The sequence below is a fragment of the Ruegeria sp. C9 genome, from assembly GCF_056537585.1.
The window spans coordinates 128,089-149,985 of sequence record NZ_JBQFRU010000002.1; the positions used below are offsets into that span (position 1 = coordinate 128,089).

Annotated in this window: 21 protein-coding genes; 13 read left to right on the forward strand and 8 right to left on the reverse strand. The window is 56.0% G+C overall.

Features of this window, described 5'->3' with window-relative positions:
- From grxD to ACR0NE_RS04805, 6 genes are all read right to left on the reverse strand, one after another.
- On the reverse strand, window positions 1-363 hold the full coding sequence (gene grxD, locus ACR0NE_RS04780; RefSeq protein ID WP_170393181.1) for a Grx4 family monothiol glutaredoxin: 363 nt from the start codon (window positions 361-363) through the stop codon (window positions 1-3).
- Complete coding sequence (locus tag ACR0NE_RS04785; protein ID WP_170393180.1) at window positions 350-640, reverse strand: hypothetical protein; 291 nt, start codon at window positions 638-640, stop codon at window positions 350-352. The genes grxD and ACR0NE_RS04785 overlap by 14 nt, the downstream gene beginning before the upstream one ends.
- Window positions 641-683: 43 nt before the next feature.
- Window positions 684-920, reverse strand: coding sequence for a BolA/IbaG family iron-sulfur metabolism protein (locus ACR0NE_RS04790; RefSeq protein WP_170393179.1), 237 nt, complete (start codon window positions 918-920; stop codon window positions 684-686).
- Window positions 921-1,058: 138 nt separating this feature from the next.
- Window positions 1,059-3,218 carry a phosphoribosylformylglycinamidine synthase subunit PurL gene (gene purL / locus ACR0NE_RS04795; protein WP_170393178.1) on the reverse strand — a complete coding sequence of 720 codons (2,160 nt, stop codon included), beginning with the start codon at window positions 3,216-3,218 and terminating at the stop codon, window positions 1,059-1,061.
- Window positions 3,219-3,407: 189 nt separating this feature from the next.
- Window positions 3,408-5,654 carry a mechanosensitive ion channel family protein gene (locus ACR0NE_RS04800; RefSeq protein ID WP_170393177.1) on the reverse strand — a complete coding sequence of 749 codons (2,247 nt, stop codon included), beginning with the start codon at window positions 5,652-5,654 and terminating at the stop codon, window positions 3,408-3,410.
- 268 nt (window positions 5,655-5,922) lie between these two features.
- Window positions 5,923-6,831, reverse strand: coding sequence for a LysR family transcriptional regulator (locus ACR0NE_RS04805; RefSeq protein WP_170393176.1), 909 nt, complete (start codon window positions 6,829-6,831; stop codon window positions 5,923-5,925).
- A 169-nt stretch (window positions 6,832-7,000) separates the two neighbouring features.
- Here ACR0NE_RS04805 and ACR0NE_RS04810 point away from each other — a divergent pair, with 169 nt between their 5' ends.
- The 10 genes from ACR0NE_RS04810 (at window position 7,001) to ACR0NE_RS04855 (ending at window position 18,443) form a co-directional block, all read left to right on the forward strand.
- Entirely contained in the window at window positions 7,001-10,420 is a 3,420-nt protein-coding gene (locus tag ACR0NE_RS04810; RefSeq protein WP_170595722.1) for an indolepyruvate ferredoxin oxidoreductase family protein, read from the forward strand.
- 78 nt (window positions 10,421-10,498) lie between these two features.
- Window positions 10,499-11,377, forward strand: a complete 879-nt coding sequence (locus tag ACR0NE_RS04815) for a lysophospholipid acyltransferase family protein (protein ID WP_170595720.1) — start codon at window positions 10,499-10,501, stop codon at window positions 11,375-11,377.
- An 8-nt stretch (window positions 11,378-11,385) separates the two neighbouring features.
- A complete protein-coding gene (murI, locus tag ACR0NE_RS04820) occupies window positions 11,386-12,195 on the forward strand; it encodes a glutamate racemase (protein ID WP_170405556.1) in 810 nt (269 codons plus the stop codon).
- A 94-nt stretch (window positions 12,196-12,289) separates the two neighbouring features.
- Entirely contained in the window at window positions 12,290-13,318 is a 1,029-nt protein-coding gene (argC, locus tag ACR0NE_RS04825) for an N-acetyl-gamma-glutamyl-phosphate reductase (RefSeq protein ID WP_170405559.1), read from the forward strand.
- 7 nt (window positions 13,319-13,325) lie between these two features.
- The gene (ccmE, locus tag ACR0NE_RS04830; protein ID WP_170405562.1) at window positions 13,326-13,772 is read left to right on the forward strand and encodes a cytochrome c maturation protein CcmE; all 447 of its coding nucleotides are present in this window, start codon (window positions 13,326-13,328) and stop codon (window positions 13,770-13,772) included.
- 149 nt (window positions 13,773-13,921) lie between these two features.
- Window positions 13,922-14,533: a holin-associated N-acetylmuramidase gene (locus tag ACR0NE_RS04835; protein WP_170595717.1), complete on the forward strand. Its 612-nt coding sequence runs from the start codon at window positions 13,922-13,924 to the stop codon at window positions 14,531-14,533.
- Complete coding sequence (locus tag ACR0NE_RS04840; RefSeq protein WP_170595715.1) at window positions 14,524-15,102, forward strand: holin family protein; 579 nt, start codon at window positions 14,524-14,526, stop codon at window positions 15,100-15,102. The genes ACR0NE_RS04835 and ACR0NE_RS04840 overlap by 10 nt, the downstream gene beginning before the upstream one ends.
- Before the next feature lie 74 nt (window positions 15,103-15,176).
- Window positions 15,177-17,141 (forward strand): heme lyase CcmF/NrfE family subunit, encoded by a 1,965-nt coding sequence (locus tag ACR0NE_RS04845; RefSeq protein WP_170596108.1) that lies wholly within the window; start codon window positions 15,177-15,179, stop codon window positions 17,139-17,141.
- Window positions 17,138-17,593: a cytochrome c-type biogenesis protein gene (locus tag ACR0NE_RS04850; protein WP_170405571.1), complete on the forward strand. Its 456-nt coding sequence runs from the start codon at window positions 17,138-17,140 to the stop codon at window positions 17,591-17,593. Before ACR0NE_RS04845 ends, ACR0NE_RS04850 begins: the two co-directional genes overlap by 4 nt.
- Before the next feature lie 73 nt (window positions 17,594-17,666).
- The gene (locus ACR0NE_RS04855; protein WP_170393167.1) at window positions 17,667-18,443 is read left to right on the forward strand and encodes an enoyl-CoA hydratase-related protein; all 777 of its coding nucleotides are present in this window, start codon (window positions 17,667-17,669) and stop codon (window positions 18,441-18,443) included.
- A gap of 8 nt (window positions 18,444-18,451) precedes the next feature.
- On the opposite strand, the gene bmt is transcribed toward ACR0NE_RS04855, so the two are convergent.
- Window positions 18,452-19,465 carry a betaine--homocysteine S-methyltransferase gene (gene bmt, locus ACR0NE_RS04860; protein WP_170595713.1) on the reverse strand — a complete coding sequence of 338 codons (1,014 nt, stop codon included), beginning with the start codon at window positions 19,463-19,465 and terminating at the stop codon, window positions 18,452-18,454.
- A gap of 121 nt (window positions 19,466-19,586) precedes the next feature.
- Window positions 19,587-19,907, reverse strand: coding sequence for a DUF1476 domain-containing protein (locus tag ACR0NE_RS04865; protein WP_170393165.1), 321 nt, complete (start codon window positions 19,905-19,907; stop codon window positions 19,587-19,589).
- A 187-nt stretch (window positions 19,908-20,094) separates the two neighbouring features.
- On the opposite strand from ACR0NE_RS04865, the gene purC reads away from it, so the two are divergent.
- From purC to purQ, 3 genes are all read left to right on the forward strand, one after another.
- The gene (gene purC, locus ACR0NE_RS04870; protein ID WP_170393164.1) at window positions 20,095-20,850 is read left to right on the forward strand and encodes a phosphoribosylaminoimidazolesuccinocarboxamide synthase; all 756 of its coding nucleotides are present in this window, start codon (window positions 20,095-20,097) and stop codon (window positions 20,848-20,850) included.
- Window positions 20,851-20,950: 100 nt separating this feature from the next.
- Window positions 20,951-21,181, forward strand: coding sequence for a phosphoribosylformylglycinamidine synthase subunit PurS (purS, locus tag ACR0NE_RS04875; RefSeq protein ID WP_170405579.1), 231 nt, complete (start codon window positions 20,951-20,953; stop codon window positions 21,179-21,181).
- Window positions 21,182-21,207: 26 nt separating this feature from the next.
- Window positions 21,208-21,876: a phosphoribosylformylglycinamidine synthase subunit PurQ gene (purQ, locus tag ACR0NE_RS04880; RefSeq protein WP_170393163.1), complete on the forward strand. Its 669-nt coding sequence runs from the start codon at window positions 21,208-21,210 to the stop codon at window positions 21,874-21,876.
- Window positions 21,877-21,897: the final 21 nt, after the last annotated feature.

Below are 21,897 nucleotides of genomic sequence, written 5' to 3' on the forward strand. Positions count from 1 at the left end.
TTACGCGTTTGCTTCGCGGATTTTGTCCGCAGCGTCTTTGTTGTAGCCCACACTGTTTTCATCGAACAGTGTGTCTAGCTCGCCCGACAGCGTCATTTCAGTGATAATGTCGCAACCGCCGACAAACTCGCCTTTGACATAAAGCTGAGGCACGGTTGGCCAGTCGGAGTAGTCCTTGATGCCCTGGCGCACAGCTTCGTCAGCCAGAACGTTTACGTCGGTGTATTCGACGCCCATGTAATTCAGAACACCGGCCACCCGGGATGAGAACCCGCACTGCGGCATCTCTTTGGTGCCTTTCATGTAAAGCACCACATCGTTGGCTTTGACGGTTTCGTCGATCTGGGTCTTAACGTCGCTCATCTTGCTTTTCCTTTTCATCCGCTTGCGCGGCGGTCGTTCGGTTATCGGGCAGTTCAGGTGCCCATCCTTCTTCTTCAAGCCGCCGGTGTTCTGCTTGTGCAAGCGTCACCGGATCAAGCCCGTATCGTTCAATTCCCCCAACCTTGCTAAGCGTATCGGGGTCAGGGCGCATATCCGACAGTTTTCGTTTTCTGTTGCGTTTGACATAGGCTTCGATGAGGGCGGCGACAACTATCAATGCACCAAGAAGAGATATCCAGAAGGGCCAGCCACTCATGTTTTCAAAGCCACTTAGGCGCTTTTTTGAAAGTAGTGCTGTGTCATTCAGGTACCTTCGTCGTCAACGCCAGCGCGTGCAATTCCCCATCAGATCCATCCATCTTGCCTTTCAGCGCGGCGTAAACCGCACGCTGTTGCTGAACGCGGTTTTTGCCGCGAAAGCTTTCGTCCACGACCATGGCGGACATGTGCACGCCATCGCTGCCACCAACCTGAATTTCCGCATTGGGAAAGCTTTCGCGCAGCAGGGTTTCAATCTCGTGGGCGCTCATCGGCATGTAGGTTCACTCCTGTAGGTCTTTCCCAAGATGTAGAGTGATGGGAGCGGGCGTGCAAGATGTCGAGCATTTTTCAGATACGCGAATCCCGCGCCTATGGAAGACGCGGGAATTCTGGAATTCGGAAGAGACGATTTATCAGGCGACCGCGGCGGCAAAGCTCTGGCGGAAGGTCTCGGTCAGTTCTGCCAAAGGAGCTTCGGAATTGCCGATCTTCACGCTGTCACCGGTAAATCGACCAACCGAGACCAGCGGGACACCAGCCTGACCGGCAGCGATCATCAGCGCCTCGGCTTGATCGAAGTTGCATGCCACAAGATAACGGGCCTGGTCTTCGCCGAATAGGAACTCGGATGATGCATCATCCAGGCAAACGCCGACACCTGCAGCTTCAGCAAGTTCAAACGCAGCCAGTGCAAGGCCGCCATCGCTAAGATCAGTACATGCTTTGATCATCTCGCGATTGGCACGGATGAATTCCCCGTTGCGCGCCTCTGCAGCCAAATCAACATGCGGCGCGTCTCCGTCCTCGCGGTTGAATACCTCGGCCAGCAGGGCGGACTGACCCATATGGCCGTTGGTTTCGCCGATGACCAGCGCAACATGGCCATCCCGAACTTCGTTTCCGATTATCTCGTCGCTATGAGCAAGAAGACCAACCGCGCCGATGGTGGGGGTTGGCAGGATCGCCTGGCCGTCAGTCTCGTTATAAAGCGAGACGTTGCCCGACACGATGGGCATATCCAGCGCACCAACGGCGGCACCGATACCTTGGATCGCGCCGACGAACTGACCCATGATCTCGGGCTTTTCGGGGTTCCCGAAGTTCAGGTTGTCTGTGGTGGCAAGTGGTTTGGCCCCCACGGCGGTCAGGTTGCGATAGGCCTCGGCCACCGCTTGTTTGCCGCCTTCCACCGGATTTGCACGGACATAGCGTGGGGTTACGTCGCTGGTAAAGGCTAGCACCTTGTCGGTGCCATGTACGCGGACCATGCCAGCGCCCAGACCCGGCGTGCGAGTTGAATCCGCCATGACCATGGTGTCGTATTGCTCATAGACCCATTGTTTGCCTGCGTAATTGGGTGAAGAGAGCAGGGCGCGCAGACCGTCGATCGGATCGATCTGTGGTACGTCTTCCAGTGGCGCGGACTCAGGGGTCGGTTCCCACGGGCGGTCGTATTCAGGCGCGGTCGAGGACAGTTTAGACAGGACCAGATCGGCTTTGATCTCACCATTGTGCATGATCAGGAAACGGTCTTCGGCAATGGTTTCGCCTACGATGGCAAAATCGAGGTCCCATTTTTCGAACACGGCGCGGGCCTCGGCCTCAAGCTCAGGTTTGAGGACCATCAGCATCCGTTCCTGAGATTCCGACAGCATCATTTCATAGGCTGTCATGTTCTCTTCGCGCTGCGGGACATTCTCGAGGTCCAAACGCACACCCAGACCACCTTTGTCGCCCATCTCTACAGCCGAGCAGGTCAAGCCCGCTGCGCCCATGTCCTGGATCGAGATCACGGCACCGGTCTGCATCAGTTCCAGCGTTGCTTCCATCAGGCGCTTTTCGGTGAAGGGGTCGCCGACCTGAACGGTGGGGCGTTTTTCTTCGATGGTGTCATCGAATTCGGCCGATGCCATGGTTGCTCCGCCCACACCGTCACGACCGGTTTTTGCGCCCAGATAGACGACGGGCATCCCAACGCCCGAAGCGGCCGAGTAGAAAATCTTGTCACTGTCAGCCAAACCAGCGGCAAACGCGTTCACAAGGCAGTTGCCGTTATAGGCCGGGTGGAACCGAACTTCGCCACCCACGCAAGGCACACCGAAGCAGTTGCCGTAGCCGCCAATCCCCTCGACCACTCCGTTCACCAATTGGCGCGTCTTATGGTGGCCCGGCTCGCCAAAGGACAGTGCGTTCATCGAGGCGATGGGCCGTGCGCCCATGGTGAAAACATCCCGCAGGATGCCGCCCACGCCGGTCGCCGCGCCCTGATAAGGTTCGATATACGAAGGGTGGTTGTGGCTTTCCATCTTGAACACCACGGCCTGACCGTCGCCGATATCGACGACACCCGCATTCTCGCCTGGGCCGCAGATAACCTGAGGGCCAGAGGTCGGAAGGGTGCGCAACCATTTCTTGGATGACTTATAAGAACAATGCTCGTTCCACATCGCTGAAAAGATGCCAAGCTCGGTAAAGGTCGGCTCACGCCCGATGATCTCAAGGATCATGTCGTATTCCTCGGGCTTGAGCCCATGTGCGGCAATCAGATCGGGTGTGATGGCGGGCTCTTGCATCTTCTGTCCTGTGTCCAAGTGGGCCGAGATTGCGGGCCTTTTAGGGCAATGGGCCGCTTGAGGAAAGAGCCAAACCCGCACAGGGGTCATCGGGCAATAAAAAACGGAACCGGCTATAAGACCGGTTCCGATTTGAGAGGCGTGCTGATTTGGTTCAGCCAGCGGCTGAAACGTGTCGAAGCCTAAGTGTCAGGCGGGGTTTTGCCCTTTGTTGACCGCATCTGCGGCGGCTGCGCCGGCGGCAGCTTTTTGTTCTTCAGTTATGTTCTCAGCCTCATCCAACCCCGGGATGGCGACGCGCACCTCGCGGCGGGCGAAGTCGATACCATTTGCGTTGAATTCGGCCTTCACACGGTTAAAGATTTCCTTACGCAGTGTGAATTGCTTACCGGGCTTGGCCATGAACTTGCCTCGGATGATCATACCGACATCGTCGAAGTCGAACACACCCTGAGATTTGAAGGGCTGCAGGAAGCCATCTTTGTGAACCTCGTCCTGCATCATCTCGGCACCGATCTTCTTAAAGATCTTCTTGACCTTGTTGGGGTCGGTGTCGAACGGCACAGTAAATTTCAACTTCATGATCACCCAGTCACGGCTGAAGTTGGTGAGCTTTTGAATCTCGCCATAAGGTATAGTGTGCACCGGACCACGATGGTGGCGAAGCTGCATTGAGCGGATCGAAATTTTCTCGACCGTTCCCATGGTCCCGCCGACATCTACATATTCGCCAACGCGGAAGGCGTCATCGATCAGGAAGAAGATGCCGCCAACGATATCGGCCACCAGTTTCTGCGCACCAAAGCCGATGGCCAGACCCAAAACACCAGCACCAGCCAGCAGCGGCGTGATGTTGATGCCCAAGGCGCTCAGGGCTAGTAGGCCGAAGATCACCGAGATGGTGACTTGTGCGGTAATCCGCAACAAGGGCAGGACGGTCGCCAGACGCGAACCACCTGCGCCGCCACCTTCTCCGCCGGCTTCTTCATCCAGCTCCTCGGCCGCTGTCTGTTCCTTGGCCAGACGACGGTTAATCCATAGCGAGACGATCTCGTTCAGGATGTAGCCGACAGCGATGATCAGCAGGAACTCGATGATTGCGCCGCCAACTTCGGCACCGATACCTGCGGACGCAACATGGCGCAGATCAAGCTGCCAAACACGGGAAATCATGAAGACGACGAAGAGGCCAGCAATCACCCGACCGATGCGAATATAGCTGCGCTTGGCCGATCGATAGGCGCGTTCTGCTAATGGCCCTTCGCCCGACATTGGCGGCTGCAGGTGACGCACCAAACCACGTATCAATGTATCAAGTGCAGGTGCAATCAACAGCCAGAACATGGTTGTGAAATGCGCTCCACCGGACAACACGCGGATCAGCGCCGGGTTGCGTTGTGCCACCAGGAATTCGACCAGCAGCCAAATCACGACAGAAACGCCGATTGCAAAATACGGGTAATACCGCGCGACTTCTTCGTCGAACTTGGTGTGGTCCGGGTCGGTACCCAGCATCATCTGTGACAAACCTTCGCGCGCTGTCCAGGCGATTATGCCAATATAGACGTGGATTGCTGCGTTCAGCCAGAAACCGATGCGCGTCTGATCGCCGGTAACCCCGTTCAGCGCATTGAACCTTAGTACGAACAAGGTAAAGCCGATCAGGATCAGCAGACCGATCAGGTTGCGATGCAGGTATTTTGCCCAGTGGTCGTCAATGTTTACCAATCGGAATTGTGGCTTTTGCGGCGCAAGAACAAAGCGCGAGACTGCTGCCCCCAGACGCGGCACCCAGATTAGGTAGAATACAAATGGGGCTGCATAGATGATCTGCTCGGGGCTCAGCAATCCTCGGCCAATCGCCCGAATGACGACGTAGAATACGATAAGCCCTGCAATTTCGCGGCAAAATCGGCGGAACAGGTAGTTCACAGCGCCTCTGAGATCAGCGTCACCCGAGGGCTCGGTTGCCTCATGCCAGCGGCGGGTCAGGAAAATGAATAGCTTCTCAGCAATGAAGCCGACTATCAGGACCGAGAGCACCAGCCCCATTAGCGTCAGAACACCAGCGCCCCCCAATTTGTCAGAGAAATTGCTAAATGCAGTGATTTGCGCACTGATGATATTGGGAACTGTGGTCAGAACATGTGTCCAGGATGCGACCATTTCTGCCCAGATCTCATTGAGCTCGGTCAGCGGGTCTTCCTGACCTTCCTTTTCCGCCGCTTGCTTTTCGGCAACAGCGTCAAGGCGTTCCAGAAGGATTGCCCGTACCTGGTCGTCAGACATGCGCGCAACCAGATCATCAACCTGTTCTGGCGTCAGATCTTCGGGAATTTCAACTGTAGCGGTTGTGCTTGTGTCTTGTGCATGAAGTGGCACGGCCAGGAACAAGACTGAAATCATCGCCAACAATAGGCGGAATGAGTGGAACATGAATTAGCCCTCGAACACGAAATTTAGGTGTTTTTTCGGGATCATAGGCCTACGCGTTGGATTTTCCCAGTGCTTTCCACTGAATTGCATCAGTCTGGCGAAAAAAAAGGCCGAGCACTAAGCTCGGCCGTAGTCCAACAGGGAGGTATGAAGATGATGAGCGTTTCAGCATCACCGCCTTCATGTGCTCATTTAGGGATCAGTTTATTAACGATCAAGGTCTATTAGCAGACCCCGGCGTCATGCCCGCTATGCTCTGAGTGCATGGCTATAGCTTGCCCAATTGCCTCAGCTGTTTGCGATGGGCGATTATCTCATCCTGCACAAAGTCCCGAAATGCCGCTATCCGTTTGGAATGACGCAATTCTTCGGGGTAGGCGAGGTAAACCGGGACATCAGCACTTTCGATGTCTGACATGACGGGGACCAGGTCCGGGAAGTCCTCGGTCACATAATCAGGAAGTACTCCGATACCCAGATCATGCAGCACGCCCTGAAGAACGCCGAAATAGTTGTTCACGGTCAGCAACGAGCCGGGATTGTATGTCATAAGGTGACGCACCATCGACGCGCTTGCCCCAACCTGAGGGGCTGCGGGCGTTTGGCAGATCAATCGGTGCTTGGAAATGTCTTCCAGCGTTTCAGGCGCCCCACCATGAGCATCCAAGTAGCTGCGCGTTGCATAGAGCAGCATCTGCACAGTCATCAGACGTTTGCGCACGAGATCGGCCTGGCTGGGCTCTTTCATGCGGATGGCCACATCGGCTTCACGCATTGGCAGATCCAACACCCGCTCTTCAAGCATGAGGTCGATATTGAGGTCGGGATACTGTTCATAGAGCTTTGGTAGGCGCGGGGCGAGCCACAGCGTGCCGAACCCGAAGGTGGTGGTCACCCTCAGTACGCCAAAGACCTCATCTTCACTATCCCGGATACGCGCTGCAGCGGCATCCAGACGTTTCAGCATGGCCGTCGTGGCATCGAACAGCAATTCGCCTTGTTCTGTCAGAATCAGACCGCGTGCATGGCGGTGGAACAAAGTTGCATCGAGTGATTCTTCAAGCGCGCGGATCTGACGGCTCACCGCGGATTGAGATAAATTGAGCTTGTCTCCCGCGTGTGTGAGGCTGCCAGCGTCTGCAACCGCGTGAAATATTCTGAGCTTGTCCCAATCCATCGCCGCAACTTTCGTTATCCTCGCGCAGCCCTATATGAAACAGGTAACAAATTCCACAATGAAACCCGGAAATCGTTACGGAATAGAGTAAAATCACTATGCAGGTCAGTATTTATGACCTAATATGCACGAGAATAAAGCACACTAATCCGACGAGGGGAGACGTCAGATGAGTCAGCCGAAAATTTCACTCAACGACCGGTTCGACCTGTCCAAAAGCCCGGTTCTTCTGAACGGCACGCAGGCACTGGTGCGTTTGATGCTGATGCAAAAAGTACGAGACACTGCGGCGGGATTGAACACAGCAGGTCTGGTCACAGGCTATCGGGGGTCTCCGCTTGGGGCTGTAGACCTTCAGATGTCTCGTGCAGAAAAGCAACTTGCCGAAAAGGATGTCACCTTTCAATTCGGATTGAACGAAGATCTGGCCGCAACCGCATTATGGGGCAGCCAACAGGCGGGGCTGCGTGGCGACGGAAAATTCGATGGTGTTTTTGGACTCTGGTATGGCAAGGGGCCGGGCGTAGATCGATCCGGTGATGTGATGCGCCATGCCAATATGGCGGGCACGGCGCAACATGGCGGTGTATTGATGGCCATGGGCGATGATCACACGGGTGAAAGCTCGACCGTTTTACATCAGTCGGAATGGTCACTGGTGGACATGTATATGCCCGTGGTCAGCCCGGCAGGTGTGCAAGAAATTCTGGACTATGGCATCTATGGATTTGCGCTCAGCCGGTTCGCCGGGGTCTGGGTCGGGCTGAAAACGATGAAAGACACGATCGAAGTGACTTCCGTCGTAGATGGCCGCCCTGACCGAATGCAGCTGGTCACCCCTCAATTCGATATGCCAGAGGGTGGGCTGAATATTCGGCTGGGTGATACGCCGCATCTGCAGGAAGCGCGCGTAATCGACCACAAGCGCTTTGCGGCAGAGGTCTTTTCGCACGCCAACAAGCTAGACAAAAGGGTCTGGGGAAAACCGGGCGCCAAGATTGGGTTTGTGGCGGCGGGTAAGAACTGGCTTGATCTGACTCATGCCATGTCGCTGCTGAACATCAACGCGGATGAGGCCGAACGGCTAGGCATTACCACCTATAAGATCGGTCAGACTTTCCCTTTGGATATGAAGGGCTTCCACGATTGGGCTGAGGGGCTGGATCTGATCGTGATCGTCGAGGAAAAGCGCAAGCTGATCGAAGTTCAGGTCAAAGAAGCGATCTTTGACGACCGTCGTGGGCGCCGTGTTTATGGCTGGTACAAAGGCGGCGCGGGGACGCTGCACCGCGAAGAACTGTTCCCGACCCGAGGGGCGCTTGACCCGATCATGATTGCCGAGAAGCTGGGTGAGATCCTAATCGAAGAGGGGCGCGATACAGATGGCGTTCGTGCCGGACTGGAGGCGCTGTCCGAAGCGCGCCGGGCTGACAATGCGCAGGAAATCGCGGCGCGTTTACCATACTTTTGTTCTGGATGTCCGCATAACAGTTCAACCAAGCTGCCTGATGGCAGCCGAGCCTATGCCGGGATTGGCTGTCACTACATGGTGCAGTGGATGGATCGCGAAACCACCGGTTTCACCCAGATGGGCGGTGAAGGCGCAAACTGGATCGGCGAGGCTCCGTTTTCGACCACACAACATGTTTTCCAAAACCTCGGCGATGGCACCTATAACCATTCCGGCGTGCAGGCGATCCGGGCGGCACTGGCTGCGGGCACAAATATCACCTTTAAGATCCTCTATAACGACGCCGTTGCGATGACTGGAGGTCAGGAGAACGAAGGTGGGCTAAGTGCCGAACGCATCGTCGCCGAGGTCCGCGCAATGGGTGTCAGCAACGTCGCTGTCGTTTACGACGAAAAAGAAGATGTGAATTTTGGTGCGTTGCCTTCGGGCGTTGAGACGTTCGAGCGTTCAAAACTGATGCAGGTTCAGGAAAGATTCCGCGAAATCGAGGGTGTATCGGTCATTGTTTATATTCAGACTTGCGCAGCTGAAAAGCGCAGGAGACGGAAGCGCGGCACGTTCCCCGACCCCGATAAGCGAGTGTTCATAAATACCGATATCTGTGAGGGTTGCGGAGATTGCGGCGTTCAGTCGAACTGTGTTTCCATCGTACCGAAAGAGACCGAACTTGGCCGCAAGCGTGCGATTGATCAGTCAAGCTGCAACAAGGATTTTTCCTGCTTGAATGGGTTCTGCCCGTCTTTTGTAACCGTTGAAGGGGCGAAAATCCGCAAAGAGGCGACGACCGACCTCGACTTGCCCGACCTACCGGACCCCGTTTTGCCACAGATTAACGGCACCCATAATGTCGTGATCACCGGCGTTGGTGGCACAGGCGTTGTCACCATCGGGGCGGTTCTGGCGCAAGCCGCACAAATCGACGGCAAGGGTGCCGGTATGATGGAAATGGCCGGCCTCGCACAGAAGGGCGGCGCTGTACATATCCATTGCCGTCTGGCCAACCGGCCCGATGATATCAGCGCGATTCGTGTTGCCACTGGCGAGGCGCATGCGCTGATTGGCGGTGATCTGGTGGTATCGGCCGGAGCCAAGACGCTTGGCCTCACGCAAACTGGCCAGACCGGCGCCGTTGTGAACAGTCATGAGATTATCACCGGTGACTTCACGCGCGATACAGAATTCACAATCCCCAGCGATCAATTGCAGCTTGCGCTGCAGGCGCGGTTGAAAGATGGGGTGGCCCTTTTCGATGCCACCGATCTGGCGCGAGCCGTGATGGGCGACTCGATCTATTCCAATATGATGGTCTTTGGCGCGGTCTGGCAGCGTGGTCTGCTACCGATCAGTCACCAAGCGATAATGGGTGCTATTGAGTTGAACGGCGCGGCGGTCGAGCGCAACAAACGCGCCTTTGAAGTTGGTCGCTGGGCGGTGACCCACCCCGACGACGTGACCAATATTTTGCGCCCCAACGTAGCAGAGTTACCAAAGACCCTCGATCAAGTGATCGATTTCCGCGCTGCGCACCTGATCGACTATCAGAACAAGCGGTTGGCGAAACGTTATCGCAAGCTGGTCGACAGCGTCGAAGATCAACACGTTCGTGAGGCTATTGCCAAAGGCTACCATAAGCTTTTGTCATATAAGGATGAATATGAAGTCGCCCGATTGCTGCTCGACAGTCGCCAGAAGGCGGAGGCCGAGTTTGATGGTAACTTTAAGATGACCTTCCATCTTGCGCCGCCAACCCTGGGGACGAAGGGCGACAATGGACGCCCGGCCAAGAAAGCGTTCGGAGAGTGGTTTCTTGGTCCGTTGAAGGTTCTAGCCAAGCTGAAAGGTTTGCGCGGCACTCCGCTGGATATCTTTGGCTACACGACAGAGCGCAAAATGGAGCGTGCTCTGATCCGCCAGTATGAAAAGGACATGAAAGAGGTTTTGCCCAGCCTGACACCCGAAACCAGTGATGCGATCGCGGCCCTTGCGGCTCTGCCATTGGACATTCGCGGTTTCGGTCCGGTTTTGGTCGCGAATGAAGCCAAGGCTGCGAAACTTCGCGAGGAATTGTTGGCTGTTATTCGCGATGGCGGGCCTCAGATGAAAGCTGCGGCAGAGTGAGGCTTTACAAGCTTGTCATCAAACCTATGCAAACTGGCTACCCGGCCTTATCTAAGCGGCAGCAAACCGGAGTAGCCAATGCCCTCGCGCCATCACGTCGCTCGTGACATCTCTTACGCCCATTCCGCAGAAACGCGGAGCGGGCGTATAGTGATCAAGCTGATGGAAAACACGACCGGTCGTCTGCGTCTTATCCGCCGCGCTGACGGGTATGAGCAGGAGGTCGCACAGGGGCGTGATTTTTGGTCCGTAATGGTGGATCGATATGGGCTGACATTAGACGTGGTTGGCGGTGCGTTGTCGAACATCCCAAAAGATGGGCCATTGATCCTGATTGCGAACCATCCTTATGGCATTCTAGACGGGCTAATGATGGGACACATCCTGTCTCAGACTCGGACAGACTTTCGCATTCTCGCCAATCATGTTTTTCGCAAAGCTGAAGACCTGAGCAGCATCGTGATGCCAATTTCGTTTGATGCCACAAAAGATGCGATGAAGCTGAATCTTGCGACCCGCAAAACCGCTCTGAACTACCTAAGCGATGGTGGTGCAATCGGGATCTTCCCGGGTGGCACAGTCAGCACTGCGGCCAAGCCATTTTCTCATCCGATGGATCCGGGCTGGCGCGGATTTACAGCGCGGATGGTTGCCAAATCCAATGCGACCGTTGTGCCGGTTTTCTTCGATGGTCACACCTCGCGTTTGTTCCAGATTGCCAGCCATCTGCACAACACTCTGCGGATGGGGTTGCTGATCAAAGAGTTCAAGAAACGTGTCGATACCCCCGTCCGCGTAGTTTTAGGAGACCCCATTGGGCGCGACATTCTGGACCCGCTGGGCAAGGATACGCGCAAGATGATGGATTTCCTGCGCAAAGCCACGTATGAGCTGTCTCCAGAGCCATTGAAGTCTTATGACTATGGCTATGAATTCGAGGAACGGCATCGCGCCTGAAGGGGCAAATGGCAGTAGGTATCTTTGATTCCGGATTGGGTGGTTTGACCGTCCTGAACGCCGCGCAGAAACGTCTGCCCGACGTTGATTTTCTTTATTTCGCGGACAGCGCGCATGCGCCTTATGGTGTGCGCGATGCCGAGGATATCTTTAACCTGACACGAAACGCTGTGCAGGACCTTTGGGATCGCGGCTGCAATCTGGTGATTCTGGCCTGCAATACCGCAAGCGCCGCCGCCCTGCGTCGGATGCAAGAAGCGGGCGTGCCAGAAGGAAAGCGTGTACTGGGCGTATTTGTGCCTTTGATTGAGGCGCTGACTGAACGGCAATGGGGCGACAACTCTCCGCCGCGTGAGGTTCAGGTGCAGCATGTTGCGCTGTTTGCGACGCCCGCGACAGTGTCGAGCCGTGCGTTTCAGCGGGAGCTGGCGTTTCGGGCGATCGGGGTTGATGTCGAGGCGCAAGCCTGCGGCGGGGTTGTGGACGCCATCGAAGAGGGCGACATGATCTTGGCCGAGGCTTTGGTACGCAGCCATGTGGATGCGCTGAAGCGCAAGATGCCAGAACCGCAAGCAGCCATTCTGGGCTGTACGCATTACCCGTTGATGGCAGAGACGTTTCAGCAGGCGCTCGGACCGGATGTGAAAGTCTATAGCCAGGGTGATCTGGTTGCGGAAAGCCTTGCAGACTACTTGCAACGGCATCCGAATATGCTGGGTGAGGGCACCGATGGCTTCCTGACAACGGGTAAGCCGGGCGTTGTCACGGATCGCGCGACTCAGTTCCTCCGACGACAAATCACCTTTGAAGCCGCCTGACCTAGGTCAAGGACGGCGCTTTTCCGATTCCGTAATTCGTTGACCGTCACAGCGGCGGTCACCCCATGTGACACATGAATGAAAGAGGTCTGACATGACCCACAAAATCGCAATTCTTGGCGCTTCTGGTTACACCGGCGCGGAACTCGTGCGGCTGATCGCCGGGCATCCGAATATGGAAATCAAAGCGCTGGCCGCCGAGCGGAAGGCTGGACAGACAATGGCGCAGGTATTTCCGCATCTGCGCCATATGGATTTGCCGGTGCTTTGCAAGATTTCCGAGATCGACTTTAACCAAATCGACCTGTGTTTCTGCGCTTTGCCGCACAAGACCAGTCAGGAAGTCATTCGTGAACTGCCCAACACCTTGAAAATTGTTGACCTGTCGGCAGATTTCCGGCTTCGCGATGGCGACGAATACGAGAAGTGGTATGGTAATTCACATGCCGCGCTTGGGCATCAGGAAGAGGCGGTTTATGGTCTGACCGAGTTCTACCGTGACGAAATCCGCGGCGCTCGGCTGGTTGCCGGGACCGGATGCAATGCCGCGACGGGCCAGTATGTGCTGCGCCCGCTGATTTCGGCGGGTGTGATTGATCTGGATGACATTATTCTGGACCTGAAATGCGCGGTCTCGGGCGCAGGTCGGGCGCTGAAAGAGAATCTATTGCACGCAGAACTCAGTGAAGGGGCTAACGCATATGCCGTTGGCGGGACGCACCGGCATCTGGGCGAGTTTGATCAGGAGTTTTCGGAACTGGCTGGACGGACGGTGCATGTGCAGTTCACACCGCACCTGATCCCGGCCAACCGGGGTATTCTGGCCACAACCTATGTAAAGGGCGACCCGCAGAGCGTGTATGAGACACTTCAATCGGCCTATGAAGCCGAGCCCTTCATTGAGATGCTGCCATTTGGCGAGACGCCCTCGACCCACCATGTGCGGGGGTCGAACTTCTGCCATATCGGTGTCGTTGGAGATCGGATCGAACGCCGTGCAATCGTGGTGGCAGCATTGGATAACCTGACAAAAGGTAGCAGTGGGCAAGCCTTGCAGAACGCCAACCTGATGTTAGGTGAGGATGAAACCCTGGGTCTGATGATGGCCCCCTTGTTCCCGTGAGGACGGTATGAAAACGCTTAAGAAACGTCGTCGTGTACAAGTCATTCTAGTGGCTGTTGCGGCCCTGATACTGGCGACGGGTCTGATCGGATATGCGATGCGTGATGGCATCAACTTCTTCCGCTCACCCAGTCAGGTGATTGCAGAACCGCCGAAACCGACCGAGGTGTTCCGTATAGGTGGATTGGTCGAAGAAGGTTCGATCATTCGCGGGCAGGGTGAGACTGTGCATTTCGTCGTGACCGACGGCGGTGAAAGCGTAAAGGTCGCTTTTACCGGTGTTCTGCCTGATTTGTTCTCGGAAAATCAGGGTATGGTGGGCACCGGAAGTTATGTGAACGGAGTCTTTGAAGCCACTGAAATCCTTGCGAAACATGATGAAACCTACATGCCCAAAGAGGTTGTGGACGCATTAAAAGAGCAAGGCGTTTATCAGGAATCAGGCGATAGCTGAATGCAGCATCGCTGAATGCCATCGGCGCTAAAATTTCTAAACAGAAGAAGCGGGGCGTTGCGTGCGAGAGGTAGGCAGCGCCCTTTGTTTTGCAGTGGTGTTAACGAAATTGTCCGACCGTTTACCAAAGTTTGGCAGAGGGGGCGGCAATGCGGACAGTGCGGCAGATTGCAAAAGGGATCGTGGCGCGGGAAGGTGGTTTTGTGGATGACCCCGATGATCCCGGCGGTGCCACGAAATACGGGGTGACGATCCATACCATGCGCAGATTGGGTCTCGATCTGGACCGAGATGGTTCGGTGACGCAACAAGACGTGCGCATGCTTAGCAAAGCGCAGGCCGTCGATATTTTTCTGGAACACTATTTTGAGAAACCACGCCTTCAGGTGCTGCCGGAAGCCGTACAGGCATCCGTGTTCGACATGTACGTCAATGCAGGAGCTCAAGCGGTGGAAATCCTGCAGAACCTGCTGCGGCAGATGGAGTATGACATTACGGTTGACGGGGTCATCGGCCCTCAGACTGCGCAGGCGAGCCGCGAGGCGGCTAGTCCAAAGCCTCTGGTGTTTCGCGATGCCTATGGGGTCGCAAGACGAAACTATTACTTCCGTTTAGCAGACCGGCGGATGGCTCTTCGTAAATATGCCAGAACACGCGCGGGCGGCAAAGGCGGATGGATCAAGCGTGCCGAAGAGTTTTTATCGCCCAAGTATCATCTGAGCGAGGACGCGTTTCAGAAAAGGGTTTCAGGATGGGTTTGATCTCGGGTTTGTTGGCGCTCTTGTTTGGCGGAGGTCGCAATGTGGTTCGCGAAACTGCGGAAGTGTTTCGCGAAAATGTAGAAAGCGGTGCCGAGCGTTCTGTCGAACTGCGCGGTGCGGCCATGGCGCAATTCGGCACTGAATTCCAAGCTCCAAGCAAAACCAGGTTTGATCGATTCATGGATGGGCTGAATCGCCTTCCGCGACCGGCGCTGGCTTTGGGAACATTGGGTTTGTTTCTGGCCGCCATGATCGATCCGTTGTGGTTCGCAGCACGAATGCAGGGAATTGCGCTGGTGCCAGAGCCACTGTGGTGGCTGTTAGGGGTGATCGTGTCGTTTTACTTTGGCGCGCGGCATCAGATCAAAGCGCAGGATTTTCAAAGAGAAATTAGCGCGACAATGCTGAGGGCGCCTGAGGTGATCGCCAATCTTGAAACGATCCGCGGGTTGCGCGATGACAGTCCGGGTGTCGCCGATACTGGCTCGGACGCATCGTTGGCCGAAGCAGTCAACCAGCCGGATTCGAACCCTGCATTGGAGGACTGGAAGCGGCTACGAAAGACCTGAGGCGCGACATTATGTGCGGTGATCCGAGGCGAATGTGAATGGCACTTGCACCGGTGCCGCAGTATAAGCAGGCCATGATTACAGAACTCGGCCATTTCGCACTTATCTTAGCCTTCCTCGTTGCCATCGTCCAAACTGTGGTGCCGTTGATCGGGGCTGCCAACCGTTGGAACGGGTGGATGGTTTTCGCTGAACCGGCCGCCATCACGCAGTTCATTTTGGCCGCCTTTTCCTTTGGTGCGCTGGTCTGGGCGTTTACCACGTCTGACTTCTCGTTGCGGATCGTGGTCGAGAATAGCCATTCGGCAAAACCGATGCTCTACAAGATCACCGGGACCTGGGGAAACCATGAAGGTTCGATGCTGTTATGGGTCCTGATTGTAGCGATATTCGGCGCGATGGCCGCCATATTCGGCGCTGGCTTGCCTCCGACCTTAAAGGCGCGGGTGCTGGCCGTTCAGGCCGCGATCGGAGTGGCTTTCTATGCCTTTATCCTCTTCACATCGAACCCGTTTGACCGACTGCCTGTTCCTCCGTTCGATGGACGGGACCTGAACCCGCTGCTGCAGGACCCCGGTTTGGCCTTCCATCCGCCATTCCTGTATCTCGGCTATGTCGGCCTCAGCATGGCGTTCAGTTTTGCCGTTGCTGCATTGATCGAGGGCCGGGTGGACGCGGCTTGGGGGCGTTGGGTTCGGCCTTGGACATTGGCGGCTTGGGTCTTCCTTACGATCGGTATCGCGCTTGGATCCTGGTGGGCCTACTACGAATTGGGCTGGGGCGGGTTCTGGTTCTGGGATCCTGTTGAGAACGCCAGCTTTATGCCTTGGCTACTGGCGGCCGCTCTATTGCATTCCTCCATCGTGGTGGAAAAACGCGAGGCGTTGAAAAGCTGGACGATCTTGCTTGCGATCATCGCGTTTGGGTTTTCTCTGATCGGTACCTTTATCGTGAGATCGGGGCTGCTGACTTCGGTCCATGCTTTTGCCAATGATCCTGAGCGCGGCGTATTTATCCTGTTCATCCTGATCATCTTTACCGGCGGTGCGTTGACCCTGTTTGCTGCACGCGCGCAGGCGATGGAGGCGAAGGGTGTCTTCGGAATGGTCAGCCGCGAAAGTGCATTGGTTCTGAACAACATCTTGTTGGCAGTTAGCTGCTTTGTCGTGTTTTTTGGCACAATGTGGCCAATGGTGGCCGAGATGGCGTTCGATAGAAAACTCTCGGTGGGCGCACCGTTCTTCAATGCGGCATTTACCCCATTCATGGTCGCTCTCGGAATCGTTCTTCCCGTCGGCGCAATGCTGCCGTGGAAGCGGGGCAAGCTAAGCCGGGCGGCATGGTCTTTGCGCTATGCATTTGTACTGGCGGTCACGATCTCGATACTGGTCTGGGTGATGCAGACCGGACGCAGCGCATTGGGACCCGTGGGCTTGTTCCTGGGGGCGTGGATCACCTTCGGCGCCATCGTCGATCTTTGGAGCCGCACTGGCCGCAAAGGCAGTTTTGGACGCCTGTTTCGACTGCCCGGCGCAGACTGGGGTAAGGCGGTGGCCCATAGTGGTTTGGGCGTCACCATGTTTGCCATCGCAGGCCTAACCGCTTGGGAAGTCGAGGATATTCGTGTCGCTCAACCGGGTCAGCCTTTTGAAGTGGGGCAGTTTACGTTGACGTTGCAAGATGTGCGTCAGGTACAGGGGCCGAACTATTTCTCAACCATGGCGGATGTGCTTGTTGAGAAGGACGGGCGCTATATCGCGACTCTTAACCCGGAAAAGCGCGACTACCCTGTGGCACGGATGCCGACAACTGAGGCTGCGATCGACTACCGCTTTCTGCGCGATCTATATGTTGTGATCGGGGATCAACAAGCTGATGGCGGCTGGGTGATGCGAACCTATATCAAACCTCTGGCCAACTGGATTTGGGGCGGATGTATCCTCATGGCTCTGGGCGGTGTGCTCAGCCTGTCGGATCGCCGTTTCCGTGTTGCAGCCGGTGCACGGAAAACGCCTGCAAGCGGGGTTCCTGCCGAATGAAGCGCCTGCTTGTTATCCTTCTGCTGATTGCATCCCCCATCATGGCTATTCAGCCGGATGAAGTGCTTGACGACCCGGCGCTCGAGACACGAGCACGGGATATCAGTACCGGTCTGCGCTGCTTGGTGTGCCGGAACGAAAGCATTGACGAAAGCAATGCTGAACTTGCGCGTGATCTGCGTATCTTGGTGCGAGAACGTCTGGTTGCGGGGGATACTGATCAAGAAGTTGTGGACTTCATCGTTGATCGCTATGGCGAATATGTGCTGCTGAAACCTACCGCGACCGGCGCCAATCTGTTGTTATGGCTGTCGGCTCCTGTCATGCTGCTGATAGCGGCCGGCATGGGGTGGAACTTTTTGCGCAAGCGTGCGCAGCATCAGGAAGTAGCGCATTCAGAAGGCCTTAGTGAGGAAGAACAAGAGCGTCTGCGCCGAATTCTGGAAGACTGACGCGCGGTTCTTCTTTTCCTTTTTCCGCATTTGCGTCAGTGTTTTGCAGAACGCTGCGCAGCTGAGGTTTTGCATGGAATACGAAGCGGTCCTTCTGGACATTACTGATAATTTGGCGGTTTTGACATTGAACCGGCCGGATAAGATGAATGCGTTGACGACGCAGATGCGGGCCGAGATCACCTACGCAATGAAAGATGCCGCGCAACACGCTCGCGCGATCGTCTTGACCGGTGCTGGACCTGCCTTTTGTTCAGGTCAGGATTTGGGTGACGCGTCGAGCACAGGAAAGATCGACCTCGAACGCGCGCTTCGCGACGAATATGAACCGATGCTTGAGGCGGTCTATGATTGCCCCGTGCCAACAATAGCGGCTGTTAATGGGCCTGCGGCGGGGGCGGGGGCCAACCTGGCGCTTTGTGCCGATGTGGTGATAGCAACCGAGAGTGCCTATTTTCTGCAAGCTTTCGCTCGGATCGGTCTGCTGCCTGATGCAGGCGGCACCTGGTTCATGCCGCGTCAGATGGGGTTTGCCAAAGCGATGGGTGCAGCGTTGTTTGCAGACAAGATCAGCGCGCGCCAGGCGGATGAATGGGGATTGATCTGGGAAGCGGTTGCGGATGATGAGTTCGACGCTCATTGGCGCAAGAGAGCTGCGTATTTGGCGAATGGTCCAACCTCCGGGTTTCGCGCGATCAAACAAGCGATCCGGGGAACTTACGATAGAACATTACCTCAGCAACTTGCAGCCGAAGCCCACCTGCAGGGCGAATGCGGACGTACCCGAGACTTTGCCGAAGGCGTCGTAGCCTTTCTGGAAAAGCGCCCTGCGAAATTCGAAGGGCGCTGATCATTCAATCAGGCCCGGCGGCGGCGACGAGTGCGCCGTTCGGGAACGGCCTCGTCCCCAGTGCCATCTGAGGCTGAGGTAAACGGACCAAGTGCCGATACGATCTGATCCAGGGTCGGGCGTTCGCCGCGCGGACCGTTATCTAACGCCTCGCGCATTTTGCGCAAATGCGCAGGCATAGTGCCACAGCAACCGCCAATGATCGTTGCACCTGCGTCGCGCGCCATGGCGGCGTACTGGCCCATCAGTTCAGGCGTTCCGTCATAATGGATATGACCGTCCACATATTTCGGGATCCCTGCGTTGCCCTTGGAAATCAGTGGACGTTCGTTTCCTTGGGCAGCGAACCCAAGCACCGTCCGCAGTATATCCGAGGCACCAGTGCCGCAATTCGCCCCGAACGCAACCGGAGGATTGGGCAGAGTTTCCACGATCATTGCCAGATCAGAAGATGTAACACCCATCATTGTGCGGCCAGCCGTGTCAAAACTCATGGTGCCGCACCACGGCATATCTGCCAGAGCGAACGCTTCTGCCGCAGCCCGGAATTCTTCCGGCGCGCTTATGGTCTCAAGCCACAGAACATCTGCGCCTCCAGCCTTTAGCGCCGCAGCCTGTTCATGAAACATCTCGACGGCTTCGGCGTGTGAAAGGCTGCCGACAGGTTCCATAATCTCGCCGGTCGGGCCAACAGAGCCGGCCACGATGATCGGGCGACCTGCCTTGTCAGCGACTTCGCGACCCAGTTCAGCGCCAATACGGTTCAGCTCGGCCACGCGGTTCTGGGCGTCGTGTAACTTCAAACGCGCGGCTGTTCCACCAAATGTGTTTGTCAAAAACAGATCACTGCCGGCATCGACCGAGCCCTGATACAGAGCACGAATCTTGTCAGGCGCATCGACGTTCCACAATTCCGGCGCATCGCCTGATTGCAGGCCCATGTTGAACAGGTTCGTCCCGGTTGCGCCATCCGCCAGAATGACGTCAACGGTTTCCAGAAGGTTGCTGAGCGCGTTTGTCATTGGAGTATTCCAAAATTGGGGCCACAGCCCGTCAAAATATGAGACGCCCCGTGTCTCATGACCGGGGCGTCAAATCAAATTCATAAAACTCATGAAGATCATGAGTTTTGCAGCTCAGGCATCAGGACTCGGCTTCTGCCATCACCTGCTCTTTGGCTTCGACCAGAAGTTCGACCATCTTCTCGCGGATTTTAGCCTCATCCGCGAGGTCACCGAGGTATCCTTTGACCGCCTCGACAACATCGTCTTCGCTGACATTTTGCAGGTCGGTGTGGACCAATTCCTGCCCGTATTTTCGCGCCTGTTCCACAGTCTCGCCTTTCAGCGCCGAGGCCCATACAGCCATAAATCGGTTGCGGCGCATCCGGGCGATGAACTGCATCTTTTCGTCATGAGCGAATTTGTTTTCAAACGCGGCTTCACGTTCGTCGAATGTGGTCATTGGTTGGGGACCTCTTGGGTTAGATGTTCTTTTCTGATGATATGACTATACGACGCCCTGTGCGCAAGGTATTTGCGCTGCGTCAAAGCCTCTCGGGGTTGCGAACTTGCGGGAAAGCGGGGCTTGCACTATGAGGGCGCCAACGTGAAGGGACTCATTCCCTTTCCCCAGACTGGAAAGGTCGCTCATGGCGCGTCGCAAGAAGATTTACGAAGGTAAAGCCAAGATCCTGTATGAAGGTCCCGAGCCGGGCACCATCGTGCAGTACTTCAAGGATGACGCCACAGCTTTCAACGCCGAGAAGAAAGACGTGATCGATGGAAAGGGCGTTCTGAACAACCGGTTGAGCGAATTCTTCATGACCGGTCTGGCCCAGATCGGAGTTCCGACGCATTTCATTCGCCGTCTGAACATGCGGGAACAACTTGTGCGGAATTGTGAGATCATTCCACTGGAAGTGATCGTCCGCAACTATGCCGCCGGATCGATGTCCAAACGCCTCGGTATCGCCGAGGGTACTCAACTGCCGCGCCCGATTGTTGAATACTGCTACAAGGACGATGCGCTGGGTGATCCGTTGGTGACCGAAGAGCACATTGCGGCATTCGGCTGGGCGAGCCAGCAGGATATGGACGATATCCTGAGCCTTGCACTGCGCGTTAATGATTTCATGAGCGGCGTGATGCTGGCGGTTGGTATTCGTCTGGTCGATTTCAAAATCGAGATCGGGCGCGTGTTCGAAGGCGATTTCCAACGACTGATCATTGCGGACGAAATCAGCCCCGATAGCTGCCGTCTATGGGATATCGAAACCGGTCAGAAGCTGGACAAAGATGTGTTCCGCCGTGATCTGGGTAGTTTGACTGATGCGTATTCTGAGGTCGCCCGCCGCCTTGGTGTTCTGCCCAAGAGCAATGTCACAAAACCAACGCTGATCAACTGATCCTGTCTCATATCGACAGGGTTGTCCGACAAGCCCAAGCGGGGTATCCCGCGCCCAACGAAACGGATCGATGCGCGGTCCATCAGTGGAGTTCTCGAAAATGAAAGCACGTGTGCATGTGATGCTCAAGAACGGGGTTCTGGACCCTCAGGGCGAGGCTGTGCGTCACGCATTGGGTGCGATGGGCTTTGATCAGGTCGAAGGTGTCCGTCAGGGCAAGGTGATCGATCTAGAACTGGCCGACGGCTCGACCGAAGCGGACGTAACCAAGATGTGCGAAAAGCTGTTGGCCAATACGGTCATCGAACGCTTTGAGATCGAACTGCTCTAAGTTTTTCTGACCTAGGAGGGTCCGCCATGCGCGCAGCCGTCATCGTTTTCCCCGGTTCCAATTGCGATCGTGATCTTGCCGTCGCCTTCGAGCAGGCCGGTTTTTCCGTCGATATGGTCTGGCACAAGGATGCCGCGCTGCCCGAGGGTATAGATATCGTCGGTGTGCCGGGTGGGTTTTCTTACGGTGACTATCTGCGCTGCGGCGCGATTGCGGCCCAGTCGCCCATTTGCAAAGCGCTGGCCGCGCATACCGAGCGTGGTGGCTATGCCGTCGGTATCTGCAACGGTTTTCAGGTTCTGACCGAAACCGGAATTCTGCCTGGCGCGCTGTTGCGCAACGCCGGTCTGAAATACATCTGCAAAACGATCGGACTGAAGGTCGAAACCAGCGATAGCGCCTTTACTGAAGGGTACAATGCCGGGGATGTGATCGATATCCCGATTGCGCATCACGATGGCAATTATTTCGCAGACGATGAGACCTTGGCCGAGTTGAAAGATCAGGATCGCATTGCGTTCACATATGCCGAGAATCCCAATGGTTCGCGCGACGATATTGCAGGGATTTTATCGCACAACCGGCGCGTGTTAGGTATGATGCCCCACCCAGAACGGGCGGCGGATTCAGGCCACGGAGGCACCGACGGGACGGCGCTCTTCCGCGCATTGGCCGGGGTGCTGACGCCCGCGTGACTTGAGGTCATCAGTCGGGAC